General features: G+C 59.9%; 22 protein-coding genes and 1 riboswitch. Of the genes, 9 read left to right on the top strand and 13 right to left on the bottom strand.

From position 1 onward, the window contains the following. Positions 1-18: 18 nt before the first annotated feature. On the bottom strand, positions 19-2,406 hold the full coding sequence (locus ACG2LG_RS21645; RefSeq protein ID WP_396262579.1) for a tetratricopeptide repeat protein: 2,388 nt from the start codon (positions 2,404-2,406) through the stop codon (positions 19-21). Between the two features lie 228 nt (positions 2,407-2,634). Between ACG2LG_RS21645 and ACG2LG_RS21650 the strand changes: the two genes are divergently transcribed. Together ACG2LG_RS21650 and ACG2LG_RS21655 are read left to right on the top strand one after the other, a co-directional pair. Beyond that, a complete protein-coding gene (locus tag ACG2LG_RS21650) occupies positions 2,635-3,174 on the top strand; it encodes a putative molybdenum carrier protein (protein ID WP_396262581.1) in 540 nt (179 codons plus the stop codon). Positions 3,175-3,280: 106 nt separating this feature from the next. Then, positions 3,281-3,775 carry a hypothetical protein gene (locus ACG2LG_RS21655; protein ID WP_396262582.1) on the top strand — a complete coding sequence of 165 codons (495 nt, stop codon included), beginning with the start codon at positions 3,281-3,283 and terminating at the stop codon, positions 3,773-3,775. 180 nt (positions 3,776-3,955) lie between these two features. Here the strand turns inward: ACG2LG_RS21655 and ACG2LG_RS21660 are convergent, their stop codons facing one another. The 7 genes from ACG2LG_RS21660 to ACG2LG_RS21690 all read right to left on the bottom strand — a co-directional run bounded on the left by ACG2LG_RS21660 (position 3,956) and on the right by ACG2LG_RS21690 (position 7,840). Further along, positions 3,956-4,114 (bottom strand): hypothetical protein, encoded by a 159-nt coding sequence (locus ACG2LG_RS21660; protein WP_396262584.1) that lies wholly within the window; start codon positions 4,112-4,114, stop codon positions 3,956-3,958. Between the two features lie 52 nt (positions 4,115-4,166). Beyond that, positions 4,167-4,820: a hypothetical protein gene (locus ACG2LG_RS21665; RefSeq protein ID WP_396262585.1), complete on the bottom strand. Its 654-nt coding sequence runs from the start codon at positions 4,818-4,820 to the stop codon at positions 4,167-4,169. 112 nt (positions 4,821-4,932) lie between these two features. Then, positions 4,933-5,322, bottom strand: coding sequence for a hypothetical protein (locus ACG2LG_RS21670; protein ID WP_396262587.1), 390 nt, complete (start codon positions 5,320-5,322; stop codon positions 4,933-4,935). A gap of 143 nt (positions 5,323-5,465) precedes the next feature. Next, positions 5,466-5,741 carry a hypothetical protein gene (locus ACG2LG_RS21675; protein ID WP_396262589.1) on the bottom strand — a complete coding sequence of 92 codons (276 nt, stop codon included), beginning with the start codon at positions 5,739-5,741 and terminating at the stop codon, positions 5,466-5,468. 13 nt (positions 5,742-5,754) lie between these two features. Further along, complete coding sequence (locus ACG2LG_RS21680; protein ID WP_396262591.1) at positions 5,755-5,976, bottom strand: hypothetical protein; 222 nt, start codon at positions 5,974-5,976, stop codon at positions 5,755-5,757. A 143-nt stretch (positions 5,977-6,119) separates the two neighbouring features. Continuing rightward, positions 6,120-6,217, bottom strand: a riboswitch (SAM-I-IV-variant riboswitch). Between the two features lie 70 nt (positions 6,218-6,287). Beyond that, entirely contained in the window at positions 6,288-7,316 is a 1,029-nt protein-coding gene (locus ACG2LG_RS21685; protein WP_396262593.1) for a M28 family metallopeptidase, read from the bottom strand. 143 nt (positions 7,317-7,459) lie between these two features. Next, positions 7,460-7,840, bottom strand: a complete 381-nt coding sequence (locus ACG2LG_RS21690) for a WYL domain-containing protein (RefSeq protein ID WP_396262595.1) — start codon at positions 7,838-7,840, stop codon at positions 7,460-7,462. A gap of 81 nt (positions 7,841-7,921) precedes the next feature. Between ACG2LG_RS21690 and ACG2LG_RS21695 the strand changes: the two genes are divergently transcribed. Both ACG2LG_RS21695 and ACG2LG_RS21700 read left to right on the top strand, forming a co-directional pair. Then, positions 7,922-8,932: a helix-turn-helix transcriptional regulator gene (locus tag ACG2LG_RS21695; RefSeq protein ID WP_396262597.1), complete on the top strand. Its 1,011-nt coding sequence runs from the start codon at positions 7,922-7,924 to the stop codon at positions 8,930-8,932. 581 nt (positions 8,933-9,513) lie between these two features. Beyond that, positions 9,514-9,966, top strand: a complete 453-nt coding sequence (locus ACG2LG_RS21700; protein WP_396262599.1) for a hypothetical protein — start codon at positions 9,514-9,516, stop codon at positions 9,964-9,966. A gap of 228 nt (positions 9,967-10,194) precedes the next feature. On the opposite strand, the gene ACG2LG_RS21705 is transcribed toward ACG2LG_RS21700, so the two are convergent. Beyond that, the gene (locus ACG2LG_RS21705; RefSeq protein WP_396262601.1) at positions 10,195-10,491 is read right to left on the bottom strand and encodes a hypothetical protein; all 297 of its coding nucleotides are present in this window, start codon (positions 10,489-10,491) and stop codon (positions 10,195-10,197) included. 280 nt (positions 10,492-10,771) lie between these two features. Here ACG2LG_RS21705 and ACG2LG_RS21710 point away from each other — a divergent pair, with 280 nt between their 5' ends. Then, the gene (locus ACG2LG_RS21710) at positions 10,772-11,299 is read left to right on the top strand and encodes a hypothetical protein (protein ID WP_396262602.1); all 528 of its coding nucleotides are present in this window, start codon (positions 10,772-10,774) and stop codon (positions 11,297-11,299) included. Between the two features lie 53 nt (positions 11,300-11,352). On the opposite strand, the gene ACG2LG_RS21715 is transcribed toward ACG2LG_RS21710, so the two are convergent. The 3 genes from ACG2LG_RS21715 to ACG2LG_RS21725 all read right to left on the bottom strand — a co-directional run bounded on the left by ACG2LG_RS21715 (position 11,353) and on the right by ACG2LG_RS21725 (position 14,199). Then, a complete protein-coding gene (locus ACG2LG_RS21715) occupies positions 11,353-12,411 on the bottom strand; it encodes a tetratricopeptide repeat protein (RefSeq protein WP_396262604.1) in 1,059 nt (352 codons plus the stop codon). Positions 12,412-12,471: 60 nt separating this feature from the next. Then, positions 12,472-13,491 carry an ARPP-1 family domain-containing protein gene (locus ACG2LG_RS21720; RefSeq protein WP_396262605.1) on the bottom strand — a complete coding sequence of 340 codons (1,020 nt, stop codon included), beginning with the start codon at positions 13,489-13,491 and terminating at the stop codon, positions 12,472-12,474. Positions 13,492-13,665: 174 nt separating this feature from the next. Next, positions 13,666-14,199 (bottom strand): hypothetical protein, encoded by a 534-nt coding sequence (locus tag ACG2LG_RS21725; protein WP_396262607.1) that lies wholly within the window; start codon positions 14,197-14,199, stop codon positions 13,666-13,668. Positions 14,200-14,361: 162 nt separating this feature from the next. Here ACG2LG_RS21725 and ACG2LG_RS21730 point away from each other — a divergent pair, with 162 nt between their 5' ends. Together ACG2LG_RS21730 and ACG2LG_RS21735 are read left to right on the top strand one after the other, a co-directional pair. After that, positions 14,362-16,059: an NERD domain-containing protein gene (locus ACG2LG_RS21730; RefSeq protein WP_396262609.1), complete on the top strand. Its 1,698-nt coding sequence runs from the start codon at positions 14,362-14,364 to the stop codon at positions 16,057-16,059. A gap of 63 nt (positions 16,060-16,122) precedes the next feature. Continuing rightward, on the top strand, positions 16,123-17,619 hold the full coding sequence (locus ACG2LG_RS21735) for a DUF2779 domain-containing protein (RefSeq protein ID WP_396262611.1): 1,497 nt from the start codon (positions 16,123-16,125) through the stop codon (positions 17,617-17,619). A gap of 376 nt (positions 17,620-17,995) precedes the next feature. On the opposite strand, the gene ACG2LG_RS21740 is transcribed toward ACG2LG_RS21735, so the two are convergent. After that, on the bottom strand, positions 17,996-18,187 hold the full coding sequence (locus tag ACG2LG_RS21740) for a hypothetical protein (protein ID WP_396262613.1): 192 nt from the start codon (positions 18,185-18,187) through the stop codon (positions 17,996-17,998). Positions 18,188-18,382: 195 nt separating this feature from the next. Between ACG2LG_RS21740 and ACG2LG_RS21745 the strand changes: the two genes are divergently transcribed. Together ACG2LG_RS21745 and ACG2LG_RS21750 are read left to right on the top strand one after the other, a co-directional pair. Continuing rightward, complete coding sequence (locus ACG2LG_RS21745; RefSeq protein ID WP_396262615.1) at positions 18,383-19,471, top strand: HEAT repeat domain-containing protein; 1,089 nt, start codon at positions 18,383-18,385, stop codon at positions 19,469-19,471. Between the two features lie 72 nt (positions 19,472-19,543). Further along, positions 19,544-20,056 (top strand): hypothetical protein (locus ACG2LG_RS21750; protein WP_396262617.1); only part of this gene is annotated, 513 nt, incomplete at its 3' end.

The raw sequence follows: 20,056 nt of genomic DNA on the forward strand, positions 1-20,056 counted from the left end.
CAATTCTATCATCGGGAGTTAATACGCAGCCGCAATGATGACTATATCTGCCACACTCAAGAAATCCGAAATAATGATGCCGAGAAGTATACAATGCCCAATTAAATAGTGCCAACCAAGACGGAAGGCGGCTTCCATGTCACCCCCCTCTCTAGCACGTATCAACCACCTAATTGACTTTTCAGGGTTCTCATCAAGCGGGTTTATCCTCCAGAACTTTAGTTCGCTCCAATCTAGCGGAGCGGGAATAACGCCATAGTATTCAGACATACACAATTGGGCAGTTGTATTGCCCTTATGTGCGGCGTCCTCCATCAACTCCACAGCAGCATTGATATTGACACTTGTGCCCACTCCTTGAAGCAATCTCGACGCAAGCACAATTTGGGCCCACAGATCTCCCTGGCTGGCCGCCTTTCTATACCAATAGGTTGACTTAATGTTGCTCTTCGCGGTGCCTAATCCGTTGTGGAGACATCTTGCTAGGGCGGTTTGTGCGTCAACTCGATGCTGCTTTGCCGCCCTCTTATACCAATGAACAGCTATTTCTAGGTCTTTCTCTACTCCGATGCCAACTTCGAACCAGTTCCCAATCTTCGCTTGTGCTTCGGGGTGCCCGAGTTCTGCAGCTTTCAGATACCACCAAGCCGCACGGGTCAGATCACGAGGCAACAAGTCAGTGCCAGCTTCGAACTCTCCCGCGATTTTACACTGTGAGTAGACATTATCGTCGGCCGCCTGAACCCAAAGAGACTCACCGCTCGCAATAAACCATCTCTCCGCTTCCAGGATATCTTGCTTCACTCCCACCCCTTTGGCATAACACTCACCAAGCGCATGCTTGGCTTCTCCGCTACCACTATCGGCGGCCTCACGGAAGTAATTCACAGCCTCCGAGGGATCTTGAATTACCCCAAGCCCCTCCATGTAACACCTGCCAAGTCGGTGCAAGGCTTTCGCGCAGCCCATCTTTGCTGCTTCAGTGTACCAGGTTATTGCACAAGATGGATCTTGGGATAGACCGAGGCCCTCCTCGTGGCGAACACCTATTCTGAACTTGGCCTCAACGAATCCATTTTCGGCGGCTTGGTGAAGCCAATTATAGGCCGACTTTAGATCTTCCTCACGCACATTAGGGCTCGCGAACATGCACTCGGCGAGTTCATATTGGCCCCTAGAATGGCCCTGCTCGGCTGCTTTTCGGTACCATTTGCTAGCTTGATCCAAATCGACGCTGACCTCCTTTCCTTCAGCGTAGAATCGGCCAACGGCACATTGCGCCTCGGCGTTCTTTTGTTTAGCAGATCGAAGATACATCGCAAGAGCCTTACGATGGTCCGGAGAGGTTCCAATACCTAGTTCATAGCACCTTCCAATTTCAAGCTGAGCTTCAGGATGCCGAGCTTTCGCCGCCCTTAGATACCACTGAAATGCCGCGGAAGGGTCTTGGGGAACGCCTTCTCCAAATTCATTCAATGTGCCCATCCAAACTTGGGCCTCGGGATTGCCGCACTCAGCGGCACGATGGAAGTAGACGAATGCTTGACTTGGATTGTATTCGATATGTTCCCTTCCTACAAGAAGACAACCCATGAGGTACGCGTCTTCATCATTGCCATTTCGCGCGCCGACCGCAAACTTTACAATTTCATCTAGTTCATGTTTCAGGCCAACTTTTTTGGTAGATAGCGAATCTAGGTGCTTGTAATGTACACTCTCTAATCCGAGAAGGTACACTTTGCCTTCGATGTTGTTAATTAGGTATAAAGTAGCATCGTCTATATGCTTTATAGAACTTAGAAACAATTGATCTTTATTCTGCGCGAGACCTTCGGCAGCAGCCATCGAGAGTCTGGTGATGCCATCCAGATGGACTGGTCCTTGATGTTGCCCTAGGAATTCAGCGGTGGCGTCTGTCAATTGGGGCAAACCATCCAGGGACAACGCTCCTGTATGTTCTGAAAGGTGTTGTGCTGTCTGATCTGTGATCTCGAGAATTCCTGGAAAACGCCAACTTCCAGATGATTCGGAAAATAGCTTAGCCATTTCTGGATCTAGTGATGTTAATCCTTGAAATGAAGTCCACCCCTTCCTTGGGCGCAATGCCTCGACGGCCTCGGAGCTTAACTCCTTGACACTAGGAAACCACAATGGACCTTCGCAGAGCGCGAGCGCAGATGCAACCTCTGCAGTCAAATACGTTAGACCTCCTAGTGAGATCCCTCCTTTGTGGGACGAAAGTTCTCGCGCTGTTTCTTCTGCGATCGAAGCGAGCGCCGGGAGCATCAAAACACCTTGGAAGTCTGAGAGGACGGCGGCCGCTTTTGACGAGAGCGACTTCAATCGTTGAAGACAAGCACTTGATCCACCTTCATCGACGATTGATCTTGCGAGTTCGGAGCTCAAGGACTCGATCTCCTCAATTCTGATGCCGCGGTGATGCCTACTAGAATTTGATGGGTTGCTTGGCTTCATCTAGGTTGACGAGTTTGAGAATGCTGATGACTGCGTTGCTCCGGCTTGGAAATCGGATTGTGCGGCCTTGATCTCTCCCCGGCTCGTTCTTTGTTGGTCTTTCCCCTAAGCTAGAGGATGAAGGAGGAATTCGGCAAAGCGTAAGCGTTTACATTCCAATTGGCCAGCGGGATACTGAGGAGAAACTTCATCCCGGTTATTGAGAAACTGGTATCAGGCGGTCAGACGGGGGCGGACATCGCGGCGCTCGACGTCGCGTTGCGCCACAAGTTCCCTCATGGTGGTTGGTGTCCCAAGGGCCGCAAGTCGGAGGCCGGGCCGATTCCTGACCGCTACCGACTTCAGGAAACGCCCTCTGCAAGCTACCTGCAGAGGACCGAATGGAACGCCCGGCACACCGACGGCACGGTGATCTTCACCCTGGCAGCGAAGCTCACCGGGGGCTCCCTGAGAACCGCCGAATTCGCTCGGAAACACGGCAAACCATTGATTCACTTGTCCCGCTCGGGAGGCCCCTACAACTCCGCCGAGCAACTTCAGGGATTCGTGGATGAGCATGGAATTCGCGTGCTGAACGTCGCGGGATCCCGAGACAGCAAAGAACCTGAGCTTTACTCATGGGTAATACAGATTCTTGAGGATGCCTTCTTCTGGTCAGAGAACCATCCTGGGGCTCTGGGGGGTCCGGGCGAAGGCTGATATTCTCGAGACAAGTCCGGCGACGACCGACGCCGGACTGACTGCCCGATGGGGAACCTTGACCAAATAGAGATTCCCTTTCACCATCGCCCCAAGACCACAAGTTATGAGTTTTTTAGCCTCTACCGACGAAGCCAAAGACCCAGTCAACCGTAAACTCAGTTTGGCCATCTACCTGACTGAGCCGCCCTACGGCCATAATGTCAACGATCTGCATATTGGCACGTTTCTGGAAGGGCTAACGGACGAGCCGCGTTATCTTTCGGGCTATGTAGGAGGGGGCGAAAAGGGCCAGATACAGATTCAAGTAGAACGAACCCACGAATGGGAATTGGTCATTGGCTTGGTAGTTGTTGGCAGCGGGGTATTCGCCACCGGCGTGCTAAATGAACTGGGAAGGAAGAGTTGTGAGTGGCTGGCAGGCCAACGCAAAGTCCGCGATACTAGAGTTAATCCAGAAATTCGAGCACAGAACGGAGTGAAGATTCAGATTCCACCGGAAATTTTACCTGAGGTGGTTGAAGAAGTTACCCAATTGATGAATAGTGCATCAAAGAATGGCATACAAGTAGAGTTGATCCTTAAACCGGACAAGGACTGAGCCTCACACACCGCGATGAGAAGGAATACTACTGCCCGGAACCAGTGCCGGGCAGATTTGATCCGATTCGCTCCGTCCTCGGAGGAGAGCTTCCTACAAGGTCCCGGCTCGAGACTAAACCGCCAGTTCGCACCTGATCTAAGACCTGTGGCGAAGGCTTGACTCGAATGCAAATCACCCTCACCCACGCAACTTCCGCCACAGCCCGACCAGCGACATCACGCCGACCGCGAGGCCGACGACCAGCGAGGAGATCAGCAGGTGCCACTCGATCTGCTCCTGGAACGAGGTGACCACGCCCATCAACACGAACATCGCGGGCCAACGACGTCGCTTCAAGAGAGAGGCAACGTCGCAGAACCGCGAGGGGGGTGCCTGAGTGGAGACCGACTCACTCCCGCTCTTCCTCTTCCTCCCGGACGACGTCCCCCATCGGCTTGTGAAAGTCCTCGTCCTCCTCGCCGGTGAGGGCCTTTTTGCGCAGCAAGCTCATCTTGCGGGAGAAGGCGTGGTGTGCGCCTGCAATGCACGCCGAAACCGACGACATGTCACGTCCGATGCCCATCTGAGCCGCCGTGGCGATGGCGTCCTGGTTGGCGGCCAGGAACATGAACTCCCAACCATACTTCTCACGCTGGTGGGTGATCATCTGGTTGATCTTCTTCAGGGTGTAGCGGGTGGACGAGTTCTCGTAACCATCGGTGTAGATGGCCACGATCACCTTGGCCGGTCGCTGGTCCTCGGGCTCGGCGGCGATGCGTTTGCCCAGCTCGTCGATTGTGATGCCGATGGCGTCGAGCAACGCGGTGCACCCTCGAGGGACGTAGGTCGTGGCGTCCAGCTCATCCACGTCCTGGAGCGGGGTCCGGATGTGCGGGGCGAGGAAGTCGTCGTCGAAGAGCATCAGCGACAGGTTGGCATCACCCGGCTGGTCGAGCTGCTGCTGAAGGAACTCGTTGAAGCCGGTGATGGCAGCTTCGATGATCCCTCCCATCGAGCCGGAGCGGTCGAGGACGTAGGCAATTTCAGTCAGGTTGGTGTTCATGGGGTAGTGTTGGTGTGGGGTTGTCTAGTAAGCCGACCCAGGGTCAGGGACCCGGAGCCGAGGGGTTGGAAAGTGGTCTGCGGAGGCGGTGGCCCCCGGTTGGCGCAGGCCCTTAGAGGTCGAGGACCCGCCAGCGCAGGGCCGCGGGTGGAGCCATGCGGTCGAAGAACGAGCGAAATGCCGAAATCACCATTTCGAGGGTCAGCAGGTCGCGATACTCCCCCGCGTTGATCGCGTCGAACTTCTTGAGAACCTTACGACCTGCGGATCCTTCCGGGTCACAGGCACGGTAGTGAATGTAAGTCCCGGGATCGTCTCCGGTGACTCGCCACTCAAGATGGAATCCGTTCGTGCCGCGAAGCGTCTGGACGTAGGTGCTCTGTCCGGTCGAAAGCACCGCAAAGCTATTGCCCACACCCGGGTCGAGGAGGCCGAGGGCGCTTTGGACGATCCCCCACGGGGGATTCTTGATGAACAAGCCTCGCTCAGTTTCGAGCGTCATTCCCTCGATCTTCGGGCGATCCAATGCTCCTGGAAGCGAGGGCTTGAACAAGAACAGGGGCTTGCCGCGGGAGTTCACTGGCCTGGTGCGGTCATTCGATCTCATGTCGATATCTTCTCGGCTTGGGTGGGACATTTACTGTCCTAGAACCGCGGATTCCCGTTAAGCGGGTCTTCCAGGAAGTTCTCCAGCGGGTGGTGCTTGCCTTCTGCATCCTCGACCCAGATGCGACCCCTGATTCGGAAGTGCTGACGGAATCGTTGCAGGTCGCCAAAGTTGTCAAACTCGACGATGTAGCCATTCAAGCCTCCGCCATCGAAGGTCTCGAAGACCTTCGGGACGATTCGGTTCTCTTCCGACCACTTCCTGATGGATTGCAGCCTGGCGCTGGTGCGAGCGTTGTAGGTTACGGGTTCCATGGCGCTTGATGGATCAGGCTGCGACAGACGACTTGGTCAACCGGGCGATCAATCCGTCCCGTTTGCGACGGGCTTCCTGAACGCACTTCGTCCGCAGGTTGGTGCGGACCCTCTCGGCGGTGCCATTCGGAAGATGGACGGTGCCGTGAAACCACCAGGTTCCGTGGTTGTTCCACAGGTGGTGGTTGATCCCGGCGGTTCTCTGCCGGGTGCTGATTTGGATGTTCGTGTTCATGGATGCGGGTCGTGGGTTCGATCCGCATCAGGAGGTCCGCCCCGAAAGCAAACACGCCCAACCTGAAGGCATCAGATCGGGCGCATCGTTCTCACGACGGGGGAGATTGTTCGGGCGGGGATGGATCTTCCCGCTCCGCACATCGTGCGGACTTTCTTTGTGTAGCCCGCATCTAGGCACCTTGGCGATTTCTCCCAGCCAGGTTGCCGAACCCCTTTCGGAGTCACTCCTGATGCTGGTGGAATAGTAGCAGGTCACTACGGCAAGGACAAGCTCACAGCAGGGTTTGGGTTGTCATAGGCGGACCAGTCTCAGAGCCCCAAGCGCTGCAGCATGCTCGCCGCTCGGTCGATGTCTTCGCGGCTGTCAAAACCTGAGACGCCTAGAGCCTTGGCCAGGGGCTTGCGCAGCACCCCAAGCGCCTTCTTCCAAGTCGCCCTCTCGAAGTCGAGTGTGTCCTCCTGGGCAGGAAACTCCGGAAGCGTGGCGGCGGCAGCAGCACGGCAGACGGATTCTGCATAGCGGGCAATCGCGGCCATCTTTTGGTAATTCAAGCGATCGGGTGTGTCGGTCGGCCGATGGTAGTGTTCCCAATGCCCGCAAGACAGAAACAGGTAGGGCACCCCGTTGCGGCGGAATGCCCCGTGGTCGCTCATGTCACCAACGTAGTCGTTGAGGGTGGCGACCAGCTTCATGCCATCCGGCACTTGGAGACCCCCCATGATTCCCGGTAGCTCGGGGTGGCTCTCGACTCCCGTGGCGAAGGTTAGCGGCGCGATTGGTGCCGCAGCCTTCGCGGCCAACCCTCCCAGAGCGCTAGCGGGCAAGCTGACGTCATGGCCCACAAGGTCGGAGATGAGCGCAAAGTGCACACCGCGACCGTCGAGCTGGTCCTCGTAGAAGCGGTTGCTGCCCATCGTCGCCATCTGGAAGTGAGGCGGCTCCTCGGCATCGAAGATTGCGACGATGAGATCCCGCTCAAGCCCCCCACTCCCGGCCACCGCTTCACCCACCGCCAGGGTGATGGCCACCGCCGCACCGTTGTCGTCGGCGCATGGATGGGGAATGAAGCTGTCGTAGTGGGCACCGATCAAAACGGGTGGCAGAGAGCGGTCTTCTCCGGGAATCACCCCTGCGAAGTTGGTGAAGTCCTTCCCGTCCCGGTGGTAGGGCAGCGCGAAGGAATCGCCGCAGTATGGCTGGCAGTCGATTTCACCCAGTCGGCGGGCGACCCATGCTTCGGCGACAGCGTGACCGGGGGTTCCCACGATTCGTCCCTCCGGCAGGCAGAGTTCACGGACGTCCTGTTCGAGGCGGGTGGCAAGTGTGCTGGTTTTCATCATGTGTTGATTTGGTTTCGGCGGCGAAATTTGCGCCTTCACTACTATGAGAACGAGCCTGCGCGCATGGGCCGCGCGAGATCGAATGACCCCGCCAGCCGGTTCGGACATCCTGCCAAGGTCCGATGGAACCCGCCTGCTCCTCAAGCCAACCCAATCCGATCGAGGCGGAGGATGCGGGGTGCTTCCTCCAGATGGCAGAAGCCGCTGACGTAGGTGTGGTGCCCGCGCTCATGCCGGAACACGAGATCCGGCGAGAACTGACGCAGCCGACCAGGATGCGAGCCACCAAAATAGAAGAGCGACAGCGGCCGTTCCTCAACCGAGTGCTTGAGGAGGACGTCGGTCAGCGGATCCTCCGCCTCCCGCACCGGAATTCTGGGCCGGTCAGCCCATTCGCGGAGCCAGCGTTCGCGATCGTCGGCAAAGGTGGGGATGGATGCGCGAACGGCACCGGGAGCACCCATCAGGGCTCCAAGGAAACCAAGGAAGGCGCGGCGACCGGGATGGCGGAGTGAGTTCATGGACCCAATTAACCCTAAGGGGTGGGACAACCGGAGGGTGAGCCTGCTTGTATTCCTCCCGAAGACCTGACAGCCTCTGGCATGGCAAAGACTTCCGAACAGGACCGGGTGGGCAAAACTCGTGCTCCGATGGAGCGCATCTACCACATCCACAAGGCCATCGAGGAAGGCCGGCTACCAAACTGCTCGATCCTCGCCGATGAGCTGGAAGTCACCCCCAAGACCGTCCAACGCGACATCAACTTCATGCGCGACCGACTGCAGCTCCCCCTCGAGTATGACGATCAGGCTCACGGCTACCGCTACACCGAGGACGTCAGCAACTTCCCGGTCTTCGAGGTCGGCGCCGAGGAGTTGGCCGGGCTGTTTCTCGCCCGGCAGGCACTCGAGTCGGTCCGCGGCACTCAGCTTGAGCAGACGATGCGCAACGTCTTCGCCAAGCTCACCCGCTCGATGGAAGGCAAGGTTAAGTTCGCCTGGGCGGATCTGGACAAAGCACTCTCACGCAAGCCGCAGGGCGTCACCAAGACCGATCTCAAGCTCTTCGGCAAGCTGGCCGAGGCGGTCCTGGAACGCCGGGAGGTCGAGTTCGGCTACCGCAAGCTCGGCTCCGATCGCAGCGAGAAGCGCCGGATCCGTCCCTACCACCTCGGCGAGGTCGACCAGTGCTGGTATCTGATCGGCTACGACCTAGAACGCGACGCCCTCCGCACCTTCGCCTTCCCCCGGATTCGGGCGGCCAAGGCGCGCAAGGAGACCTTCGAGGTCCCCGACAACTTCGACGGCCCGGCCTACCTCGGCACCTCCTTTGGCATCTGGACCGATCCCGAGAACCCCGACTACAAGCAGGAGGTCCGCATCGAGCTGAGCGGCTACGCGGCCCGCCTCGTCCAGGAACGTCGCTGGCACCCGAGCCAGCAGGTCACGGCACTCAATGCCACCGCCAGCCGGGTCGAGGTGCGCTTCGAGGTGGGTCGTCTCGAGGAACTCGTCCGCTGGACGCTCAGCTGGGGCAGTCAGGCCAAGGTCAAGGAGCCGAAGAAACTCCGCGATCAGGTCCGCGCCGAGGCCGCGAAGATTCAGGCGGGGTGAGGAGGGATTCGAACCCTCGACTACCCCATCATTACCGTTTGAGCATCCGGCCAAGGATGTCGTGGCGGTGCCGATCAAGGACCAGCGCGAGACGGAGGATTGGGTGATCTGCACGCTCCCGCCGTCATGTGCGGTGTCGAGCAAGTCCGAGCCGCTGGCGGTGGTGCTCAACTACAACGGGGCCGTATCGACCAGAACCACCGGATCCAGACCTTGCGGGATGTGTGCGGCCCGCGCTACCGGGACGGCGGAAATCACCCCGAAGGAGAAGAGTTCCTCCCCCTCTCGAAAGCGGAGGGGCGGGCGGTCAAGCGGAATAGGGGTCGGACGTCGAAAAGGTTCCACTTGACGGGCCGACCCGGAGCTTTCTCGGTAGTAGTGTGCCAGTCTCAGAGTTCAAACGGCTAGTCAATAGGGCCTACGAAATTGTAGTTCGTAATATCACTTCGGCGAAAGCTTGGTCGTTCTATCTTTACCGAAAGGAGTTTGATGAAGAGCCCGAGCTTAGGAACCGGTTGTGCACCATTTGGATTGGGTCTCTGATTGATGGGGTTGAGGCAAGCCAACGCACGATTCCAAGGGTGAAAAAGGAAGCTGAGGATAGAGGTTTTTGTGTGCTGGCAGCCAACACCGAAGAGCTTGTGAAGCTGAGCGACTATTCACGGACGCTTCTTTGTGAGTTGTCAAAGGAGGATCAGATTGCCTTTGTGAACCTTCGGAACCAATGGGTTCATGGCTACTTGTCCGCTCCGTACACTGAGAACGTCGGGGTGAAGTATGTCGAGGGTGGGCTATTTGTCCGTGAAAGGATTTCAGGGGATGCATACAACAAGATCATATCGGACCGGATTGGGGCTCAATCAGTGGACGCCTATTTGGGGCCTCACGTGGGCCGGATCTTGGGCGCTAGTGAGGAATATTGGCGAATGATGGCAGCCCTCGAGGCCAACGAACGCAACGTCTACCAGGCACTTCTGGAGAATAGGCCGATCAGATTCACAGTCCGAGCCTTCGAGCAAAAGGAAAGCGGCTAATTTCGGTTCACACCACTACTGTAACATTTGCTTCTGAGGGATTGCAGGCTCGCCACCGACCATGGGCGTCAAGACTAGGTGTAGCCCATCGACGCAGCGGAGGGTCTCCTGATCCCGGTCCCGGATTCATCTTCCAGGTAGCATCGTGTCGATGCTGGCCCTTCTCGCTGTGTTTGATCAGGCGTCCTCGCGCTCTTGCACTGTTTTTCGAAAGTCCACGCTACCGACTCATTGAAGCCCCTCGTGAAACGCATAAACCGCCAGCTGCTGCTCGACCAAACGCATCTTGTGCGGCAGCAGGATGGCGATGATGCGGCGGTGATGCCTCGCGGCCGGCTGGGCGCGGCTGAAGGGTAGCTTCCAGATCAGTTGCGGTGACAGCCGGCAGGCCCAGCGGATCAGCCCGGAGGCATTGCCCCGGCGGAGGCGCTCCAGAAGCTCCCGTTCGACCTCCTCGCGCAGCCAACGCCGGATCACCTCTAGCTCGTGCGGGTCGGGGTCTGGGTCCAGCAGCACTTCCCGCATGTCGGCCCAGAGATTCGCGTTCCCTAGACGCAACCGAGCGGGCTCATGCCGGGCTCTGCGGGCCGCCGGCGGACACATCAGCGTTTTTGGGCGTTTGATCATGGAGTGGACTCGGGGTTTACTCACCTGAACACCATCGCACCAGGGGGTGGGACAAAGGCGGGGTGGTCACGCCGTTTTCTTCCTTCAATCCGCCCTTTCGTGCCCTGCCCCCTCGCCCACCGCCCGGCAGGTCGCACCCGTATCGAATGAGAACGCCGCTCCGACAGTCTCAAGAGACATGAGGGCAATTTTCCTTCCTGCTCTGCTTGTCTCGGTCCTGACCATCCATTCACCCGCGCAGACCTGCCGCGAGGTGGTGCGCGACTCCTCCGGGCGAATCGTCCAGACCATCGAACGCCACAAGAGCTCGGGCGGAAGTGAACGGGCCGTGATCCGCGACGCATCGGGGCGGATCATCGGCACTGCGACCACCCACACCAACGGCGGCGGCACTTCTTCTCGCACCCAATTCCGCGATGCCAGCGGCAGGATCACCGGCTCGGCCACCAGCACGGGCTCCAGGACCAGCTACCGCGATGCGAGCGGGCGGCTTTCGGGAAGTGCCTCCACCAGCAGGTCCGGCAGCAGCAGGCGAACCCAGTTCCGCGATGCATCAGGCCGCCTCACCGGCAGCGAAACCGCCCATCGCAACACGACCACCACCCGCCGCGACAGTTCGGGCCGACTGACAGGCAGCAGCACGGGGAGCGGCCGCTGCGAAACCGGAACGCGTGGGTGGGCATGGCCAGCCCCTAAAGGACCATAAGGTGGGCGACACCCTCTTGTCGGCTGCATCGCAATCGTGTTCGGAGGATTGGGTCAGAGCCCGAGTTCCTCGGCGAATTCTTCGGCGAGCTCCTCGGTGACTGTCCTACCGATGAGGTCGCCGGGCCAGCGCTTGAAGTAGCGTCCGAAACAATCAGCCGCATTCTTCGAGTCGCCGGCGCGGTGGTAGGCCAACCCGCGCAACCAGTCATAGAATGCCGGCTCACCGTCCAGCGGCTGGCCCAGAATCTCGAGAGCCTCGATGTCCTTCCCCGCCTCGATGAACGCGTGCATGTAGGATGGACTGAGCCGTGTGGTATCCGGGTAGCGTCCATCCTTGATCCCGGCTTCTTCTGCCGCCTCCAGTGCGGGCAGCCAGCGACCGAGTTCCCGCAGCGCCAGCGCCTTTAGCGGTGCGACTTGCTGCGCTGGCAGCTCCTCAGGGTGCTCGCGCAGTAACCGGAGCACGTCCTTCCAGCGATTCATTCCCGCCGCCAGACAAAGGAGCGTCCGCGGCGTGCGCTCGGCCGGCGGCACCTTGAGCGCCGCATCGAGAAACTCATACAGCTCGTCATGCGGCAGGTCGGTCCAATCGGTTTCGAGCTGGCTAGCTTCCATCCAGCGGATCCGGCTGGGCATCCGCAGTGGAAAGAACCACTCGAGATCTTCACCCAGCCGCACCAGTTCCCCGAGGCGGCGGCGAACCAGCGGCTCGTCGTCGGAACGGACAACCAGATCGCAGCCGATGGACATCTGCCCGCAGTAGGGGAGGTAGGGGTCGATCTGGATGTGAAAGGGTCCCGGCTCGACCAGGTTGCCGACCACCAGCGTCTGGGCTCCCACACCGTCCACGAACAGTCCAGCCAGCAGCGTGAAGCGAAGCTCGCTACGCTCGGAATCGATCGGGCCAGTGGCCGCCACCTGCACGAGCTGCCCACTGCCCAGCATTCCGCGCAGCACCACGGCACTGCCGTCGTTGCTGTCGAAGAACTCGAGGTCGTCGAGCATCCCCTCGGTGGCCTCGTCACGGAAAGCGGGCAGGGCCAGCTTCTCGAGGAGCTTGCGTTGGCGCTTCAGGCTCTTGCGGGCGTGCGTGGTTTTGGCGGAGTTCATGGGTTGGGATCAATCGGGTGGAAGGTCGCTGGCGAAGATGTAGGCGGCCGCCCCGGGCGCTCAGGGCTGATAACGGCGGCGGAAGCGGTGGAGCGGCGGCTCGGTGGGATGATGGCTTCCGCCAATTCCCGAACCGCCAAACAACGCAAGGTGGACGATCGTCTCCTCGACCCGCAAGGCAGAACCATGGCCCCAGCGGAAACGCAGTCGGTGATCGCTGCCCAGACCCGGAGAATTGTGCACGGATTCCTCGGCCTTGGCAGCCTCGGCGAAGAAGCGGGCCGGGGCTTCGGGATCGGCCGGCTTGCGGGCTTCCCCGCCCTTGCGCACCAGAAAATCCATCGCGTGACTTTCGACCAGACGATTGTGGAGCCGTTCGTAGGCTTCGGGGCGCGACAGCACGTCCAGTCCCTCGACCCGGTCGCCGACCACTGCGAGAAGCCCGCACTGCCCCCCTCCGCAGGGCACGCCTCGCACGAACTCATCGAGGTCCTGTCGGCGCTCGTTGTAGGCGTCCTGCATCGCCCGGGTGCTGGACTTGCCGCCGCTGTCCGCCTTCAGGTGGAGCATCTCAATCTCATCCCACACCTCACCCTGGTCCGAGGCATGACTGTCCCTGTGGTGCAGCGACCTGGACACCGCCGCGGCCTTGGCCTTGCGCAGTTGAGCGTAGGCCATGCTGCCGCTCGAGCTGAACTGCGGCGACAAGTATGACCAGCGACCACTCTCCGTGCAGCTGACCGGCACATCCAGCGATTCCCCCTGCGGGATCAGGATGGTGGTGTTGAGGATGCGATTCTGCTTGGCACCCTTGAGTTCCTCGCCGTCAAAGAGCAGCACGTGGTGGGGCGTTTCATTGATCACCCGGAGGTCCGGCACCGAGCCGCCTTCGCTGACTTCCGTGATCTTGAAGCCGTCGAGAGGGAGGGCTTCGACGAGTGCAACGTAGGTCGGCTCGGGGCGCGCTTCGATGACGAGCGGCCACAGGCCAATTCCGTTGTGAACGCTCGGTTGGCCGAGTTCGAGTTGACCAAGGATTTCACTGATCGCGGGGTGAATGGGAGAGGTGGTCGAGGACATGGAAGCATCATGCCAGAAGGGGTCGGACATCCTCAGGGTCAGCGCGACGAAATCTCGAAAAACAACTCTTCGTCAGATCGGTTTGCGCAGTCATCCGGTAGTGAAATCGTGCACTCGGACACCACGAAACCTGGAGCAAACACAGGATGAGCGGAGCGGAACTCCGCCCATCGATCAGCTGTTGTCCGCTTCCGCGCCCTTGGCCCACCGCCCGGCCGCGGTCAGAATCGGAGCCTGCTCCGATAGCTTGCTCCGGAGCGGGCCAACGAGTTCCCGATACGACGCCTGCAGGCGCAGGGCATCTTCTCCCATTTCCTGGCCGCCGAACAACTCCACCTCCGACTCCGAGAAGTCCAGTCCCGGCTGGACCGCCGCCGCACTGACGTCCGCTCCAAGATCGAAGCGACTGAGGAACAAGCGTCGCTCCTCATGGCCGGGGTGGTCATGCCCGTCGATCATCCAAGTCGGCGAACCCAGACTATCGGCATGAAGCAGCGCCATCAGCTTCAGCTCCACGGTCCAGAGTTCGTGGATCTGCTTCTCAGTAACCTGTGCCAACCGCAGGTAGGCGATGCTCCGAAGAAACGATAGATAGCACTCGGGATAACCACGCCCCTGAAACCCCGGGAGGTCGAAGCGTTTGACCCAACCAAGCAGTGCGGCCCGGTCCCTGCCGAGAAGCTCGGCAATTTCAGAGAGGGAATACATGACGAGAGCATCCTGGTCCCGGGTGTGAGACAAGGACGGGGTGATCTGACAACGCATCGGGCTCCGCGGTTCTTCCGAAAGCCCGGCATTTCTCGGCCCAAAGGTCATCTTCGTCGTCCCGCTGCTGACATCTGCTCCCAATCTGGTTAGCTGGCTTGGCAAATGGCTCACTGGATTATCCAACGACCGCAGGAGCACAGTCACCCGGCGGAAATTCGGGTGGCGGAACAACTCCGTGACCTCGACGACCAGTGGACGGTGGTCTGGGGTTATTACTACACCGACAAGAAGGGGCTCGAACGCGAAGGAGACTTCCTCGTGATCGGTCCGGCCGGCGGAGTTTTGGTGCTGGAGGTGAAAAACACCCTGCCGCGATGGTTCAGCGCCACCGGCAAGTGGGAGGGCGAGACCGACAACCCCGTCAACCAGCTGATGGACGAGTGGTCGGCGGTCGTCCGGATCGTGCAGGAAGAAGGCCTGCCGACGTGGGTGGCCAAGGCACTGTGCGTGCCGGGCGAGGAAGCGCCCCTGGAGCATGACATGGTCCAGGGCATCAAGCGGTCGCTGCTGGTCTTCAAGAATGACCTCGCCGACTGGCTCCGGAGCGTCTGGTTTCGCCTGTTCGACTGGAGGGTGAAGTTCCCCGTCCCGGGTCCCGACCGCGAGGCGATTCTCAAACGATTCGGTGCTTCCGGACGGCCCGAAGCCGCCCGCGGCTTCCTCGACCACACCGAGGAGCTATTCCAGCGCCAGCTGACCCACCGCTTCCAGCTCCTCGACCAGCTCAGCGACAACCGCCAGCTACTGGTCTTCGGCGGCACTGGGACCGGCAAGACGTGGCACGCGGTCGAGCAAGCCTTTCGCTATGCCTCGACCGGGAAAGAGGTGCTGTTTCTCGTCTACAATCTGGCCCTGACCATCCAGCTCCGACGGCTAATCGCCATGCGCAGGCTGGAGACTGGCTCAATCACGGTCATCGGCTGGGAAGAACTCTTCCTCCAGCTGGCCTCGGCTGGCGGGGAAATGTGCCCGCCTAAGGAAGATGCGTGCGCCCTGAGACAGTTCTATGAGGAGGACCTGCCAGCCCGTGTGCGCTCCCTGCTCGAAGATCCCGCTTCACGGAACGACTGGCCCAGCTTCGATGCCATGGTGGCCGACGAGGCGCAGGATCACGACACCGCCTGGGATTCATCTGCGAGCGGTGGCTGGTGGGACGTTTACCGGGCTCTGCTCCGCGACGGCGGCGAATCCCAGGCGAGCATTTTCTACGACCCGGCACAACGACCACCCTTCCGCGATTCTGAGCGATTCGACCCTGCCGATCTGCGCGGAGGGTGGTCGCAGCCGGCCCACGTGCGACTCCAGCCTGCTCTTCGCTACACCCGTCCGATTTGGAGCTTCTTCCAGCAGCACCGCCACCCGGCGATCAACCCGATGCTAGAAGCGCTCGGACGCGGGGATCATCTCCCCGAAGGTCCGGAGCCGGAGGTCTTTGAGGCAGGCAGCCCGGAAGATGTGCTTAAGGTGATCGAGTCCTTGGTCGCCGATTGGCGGAAGAAGGGCCTGTGCCGCCCCGACGAAGTGCTAATCCTCCACAAGGAGTCCGACGTCGAGCGCAGCGCCCTAGGCGAGACCCGGGTGCTTGCCGGCTGCAACCTCCGCGACGTTCTCGAGGAGGGCGAGACGGCGATCCGCCACACCTCGGTCAATAAGGCCAAAGGCCTCGACGCGCGGGCGGTCATCCTGATCGGTTGCGAGCCGTTTTCAGAAACGCTTTCCGATTTTGATGCCTACACCTGGTTCATGGGAGTCAGCCGGGCGAGACAACTACTGGCGATAGTCACCACCACTACCGAGTAACCGCGACATCGCCTGCCCCCGCCATTGTCCGACACCTGGATCCAAGCTCCCTGCATTCCTCTCATGCGCCAGCTTTCCAAATCCAAGATCATCGCCTTCCGCCAGTGCCCCAAGCGTCTCTGGCTGGAACTCCACCGGCCCGAACTCCGCGACGACTCCGGCAGCGAAATGGTCTTTGCGATCGGCAACCAGGTTGGTGACGTCGCCCGCCAGATCTACGACACGGCAGATGATGGCAGGCTGATTGATGTCGCTGAAATCGGATGGGACGCGGCCTTCTCGGAAACCGCCGCCTGGCTGTCAGGCACGCCTGCTCCACTCTTCGAAGCGGCCATCCGCATCGAAGGTGCACTGGCCCTCGCCGACGTCATGTTGCCCGAGGCCGGGGATGGCGGGCTTCGCTGGCACATGCTCGAGGTGAAGTCTTCGACCGGGGTGAAGGACTACCATCGGGAGGACTTGGCCGTGCAGACCTACATCGCCACCGCTGCGGGCATCGATCTGGCCAGCGCCTCACTGGCCCACGTCGACAACTCGTTCGTCTACCCTGGTGGCGGGGATTACCAAGGCTTGCTCACAGCAGTCGACCTCACCGAAGAGGCGCGCTCCATGGCAGGCGATGTCGCAAACTGGATCAGCGAGGCTCAAGAAGTCGCCGCTCTTACGGTCGAGCCCGAAATCGAAACCGGGCCGCATTGCTCCGCCCCATTCGACTGCCCTTTCCGCCACCACTGCGATCAGAACATGCCCTCCATCGAATTCCCTCTGGGTTCACTCCATCGCGTCGGACCCAAGAAGCGCGACGAACTTGAAGCCCTGGGCTACGACGATTTGCGGGAGGTCCCTGACGAAATGCTTTCGCCCGTCAACCGGATGATCAAGAAGCAGTCCGTCGCGGGCGAGGCGTGGTTCGATGCGGAGGGCGCTGCCACCGATCTCGCCCCACACACCGGCACCAGCTACTTCCTCGACTGCGAGACTATTGGTTTTGGCGTCCCCATCTGGAAAGGCACCCGCCCCTACCAGCAACTCCCCTTCCAGTTCAGCCTGCACATCGTTTCCCACGACGGGGAGGTCGAGCACCGGGAATTCCTCGATCTCTCCGGCGAAGATCCCGGAGAAGCCTTTGCTCAGGCTCTGATCGACCACTGCGGAACCACTGGCCCAGTCTTCGTCTACAACGCCGGGTTCGAGAACGGAGTGATGCGCGGACTCGCAGACCGCTTCCCGCATCTGGCCACAGGCCTGCTCTCAATTGTCGACCGCGTCGTCGATCTCCTGCCGATCGCGAGGAACCGCTACTACCACCCCAGCCAGCACGGCAGCTGGAGCATCAAGGCGGTCCTCCCCGCGCTCTGCCCGGAACTTTCCTATGATGTGCTCGACGGAGTGAAGGACGGCCACGCCGCCCAGCGTGCCTTCCTCGAGGCGATGGCCCCGGAAACCGCCCCGAAGCGGAAGCAGAAAATCGAACGCGAGCTCCTTGAGTATTGCAAACTCGACACCCTGGCGATGGTGCGGATCTGGGAGGTCTTCAGTGGACAAAGAGATCTGGTGTAGCTGGCACTTCAGCCACGCGTCACGAGCGCCAGCAGTTGCGTCACAAGCGCCGAGTGACGCCTCAGAACCATGACGCGGGAGCGGTGTTCATTGCGAGGCCCGGCGTTCCGCTTCCCTTCATCACGCGCTCCTCGGTCATGCCGTTGGGGCGATGGACGATCAGCACCCGCACCATCGACAACTAGGTCGCGAAGCGGACCATCCCGTTCATCAGGGTCGGGCCGCGGTTCTACCTCTACGACTTCGAGGCGGTCCTGGCCGCGATCCGGAAGCACTACGAGGTGGAGCCGGCCGTCCGGTCCTGACCTGCCACACGCAGAAATCCCCGGACGGCGGCAACCATCCGGGGGTTTCGTGGAGGCCCGCAGTCCCCCGACTACGAGCGGAAGCTCTGGTTCGCCTTCCCGTCGTCTGCCAGGTCGCCGATTCGGTTTACAGTGTCCTTCAGGATGGACGCTGCGGCGAAGATGACCGCCCCGACCGCCGGTTCGACGAACGGAATGGCGTTGAGGGCGGCAACGAAGCCGGCGAGCTTGCCGACGTAGCTCAGAATCTTGAGTGCTTTCACGCTTGTGGCCGGCGTGTCAACTACCTCGCGCTGTGGCACGGTCCAACTCTGACAGGGTGTTCGCAATTTTTACTATTTGTTAGGCAGATTCTATCTTCGCCCGGAGAGTCCTTGCTTTTCTTTGCACATTGGGTGGTTGCTAACTGAGCTAGTTTGCGCCAATCCGAATTTCGCCCCTCAAAAGCACCGCCAAGAATGAAAACACGTCTGGCCACAACCAAGTCCGTCCTACCGGCACTGATGCTGGGACTGTTACCAGTCGGAGCAGCTGAGAGCCTTGAAATAGAGCAGCAGCAGGCGGTATCCTCGAGCCAGCAGCTCGCGCTCGTCCTAGAGCAGAATAGGATCCCAGCTGAGCGCGTTGGCGCATTGCGGAACGTCTTCCAATCGACACGGGCTCTCGCTGCTACAGAGCAGGTCGAATTCCTTCGCGCGATGGCCGCCATCTCGACGAGTAAGAATGAAGACGTGCGGCTCAGAACCAACGCGATCTGGGCGATGTCGGAGATTGCGATGCTGCTGCGCCAGCAGTCGGGGTTGTCCGATGCGGACATTTTGCGCGAGTGCGGATTTCTCCTAGAAGCGGCCGCCGATGGTGAGGAGAACTCCAAGGTCCGCAGGATGTGTATCAAGGCGCTAGGCGATCTCGGAGTCGGACAGGGGATTCCGATCATAACTTCGATCCTGGGAGACGAGTCGAATGTGGATAACCCCGATCTTGCTCGCTCCGCGGCGATTTCCCTTGCGATTCTCGCCCCGGATCAGGCTTTGGGACCGGTTTCCAATCTGCTGGCGAAGACCAGTGATCCCGCAGTATTCGGTTCTGCCGCCTATGCTCTAGGTGCATTGCGGAAGCCGGAGGCGGTCGCGATTCTCGCAAGGAATCGCATGCGATTGGGAGACAACCTCTCCGTGGACAATGCGATCGAGGCCTCGGCGTCAGTCGTTTTTGATCTGTTGGAGAATCCGGGTCGTCCTAATGTGGGAGATGCCATCGATGCCACACGATCAATGTGGCGGCAGGAATACAAGGAGCGTTACACGCCAGCGCTGCTGAACATCCTCGAGAATGAAACGCTCGAGCTTGCTTTGCGTCAGCGGGCATTGACGCGCCTCGTCGAGGATGCCGGTCAATTGGACCTGCCGGAGAGGAAGCGCAGGGCCGCGCTGATCCTTGCGCAGGTGGGCGAGGAAGAGGTATTCGGGGAGCAGATCTCTCAATTGCGAGCGATGCAAAATGCCACACCGTTGCCGGTGGTGAAGGCTCAAGCCGGGGAGGAGTAGGAGACCCGTCCAGGAAGGCAGCTCCAGGATCGACTGAGACACCGGTCAACAACTTGCATTCAAGATCACACAATGAAATCCGTCACATTTCTTGCCCTGCTCCTCATGGTCGGCCCGTTCGTTGCAAGACTATCAGGAGCGACCTACTATTCGTCCTATGGTCAATCCAGGATCAAAAACATCACCGTGTCGTCCGGCACGCACAACTTCCAGGTGAACGGCATCGCGCAGTACAAGAACACTACTTGGGATGTGAATGGCGTTTACACCGGATCTGCCGAGAACGACTGGTCGGGGTTTTGGGCAGTTGATCCCGAATACACCTACTATTGTGCGCCCGGAACAACGACGCAATTCAAGGCGACGATTTTCGACGACAACTGGAACTATATCGAGTACCATGAGTGGAATGTAACGGTTCCCGCTCCCGACACTACACCGCCGAGCATCCCGTCACTTACATCTCCTTCGAGCGGGACGATCACGACGGACGACACCGTGTCCCTGGACTGGTCGAACTCGAGCGACAGCGGATCGGGGATGGACTACTATCAGGTGCAGGTGGACAACGGCAGCTCATTCAGC

Origin of the sequence: Haloferula sp. A504, from assembly GCF_044385805.1 — a bacterium.
Lineage (GTDB): Bacteria > Verrucomicrobiota > Verrucomicrobiia > Verrucomicrobiales > Akkermansiaceae > Haloferula.

Excerpts from the sequence above, each read along its gene's own strand:
- ACG2LG_RS21655 (WP_396262582.1), top strand. The coding sequence starts at position 3,281 with ATGAGTTTTTTAGCCTCTACCGACGAAGCCAAAGACCCAGTCAACCGT.
- ACG2LG_RS21665 (WP_396262585.1), bottom strand. The coding sequence starts at position 4,820 with ATGAACACCAACCTGACTGAAATTGCCTACGTCCTCGACCGCTCCGGC.
- ACG2LG_RS21670 (WP_396262587.1), bottom strand. The coding sequence starts at position 5,322 with ATGACGCTCGAAACTGAGCGAGGCTTGTTCATCAAGAATCCCCCGTGG.
- ACG2LG_RS21675 (WP_396262589.1), bottom strand. The coding sequence starts at position 5,741 with ATGGAACCCGTAACCTACAACGCTCGCACCAGCGCCAGGCTGCAATCC.
- ACG2LG_RS21680 (WP_396262591.1), bottom strand. The coding sequence starts at position 5,976 with ATGAACACGAACATCCAAATCAGCACCCGGCAGAGAACCGCCGGGATC.
- ACG2LG_RS21685 (WP_396262593.1), bottom strand. The coding sequence starts at position 7,316 with ATGAAAACCAGCACACTTGCCACCCGCCTCGAACAGGACGTCCGTGAA.
- ACG2LG_RS21690 (WP_396262595.1), bottom strand. The coding sequence starts at position 7,840 with ATGAACTCACTCCGCCATCCCGGTCGCCGCGCCTTCCTTGGTTTCCTT.
- ACG2LG_RS21695 (WP_396262597.1), top strand. The coding sequence starts at position 7,922 with ATGGCAAAGACTTCCGAACAGGACCGGGTGGGCAAAACTCGTGCTCCG.
- ACG2LG_RS21705 (WP_396262601.1), bottom strand. The coding sequence starts at position 10,491 with ATGCGGGAAGTGCTGCTGGACCCAGACCCCGACCCGCACGAGCTAGAG.
- ACG2LG_RS21710 (WP_396262602.1), top strand. The coding sequence starts at position 10,772 with ATGAGGGCAATTTTCCTTCCTGCTCTGCTTGTCTCGGTCCTGACCATC.
- ACG2LG_RS21715 (WP_396262604.1), bottom strand. The coding sequence starts at position 12,411 with ATGAACTCCGCCAAAACCACGCACGCCCGCAAGAGCCTGAAGCGCCAA.
- ACG2LG_RS21720 (WP_396262605.1), bottom strand. The coding sequence starts at position 13,491 with ATGTCCTCGACCACCTCTCCCATTCACCCCGCGATCAGTGAAATCCTT.
- ACG2LG_RS21725 (WP_396262607.1), bottom strand. The coding sequence starts at position 14,199 with ATGTATTCCCTCTCTGAAATTGCCGAGCTTCTCGGCAGGGACCGGGCC.
- ACG2LG_RS21730 (WP_396262609.1), top strand. The coding sequence starts at position 14,362 with ATGGCTCACTGGATTATCCAACGACCGCAGGAGCACAGTCACCCGGCG.
- ACG2LG_RS21735 (WP_396262611.1), top strand. The coding sequence starts at position 16,123 with ATGCGCCAGCTTTCCAAATCCAAGATCATCGCCTTCCGCCAGTGCCCC.
- ACG2LG_RS21745 (WP_396262615.1), top strand. The coding sequence starts at position 18,383 with ATGAAAACACGTCTGGCCACAACCAAGTCCGTCCTACCGGCACTGATG.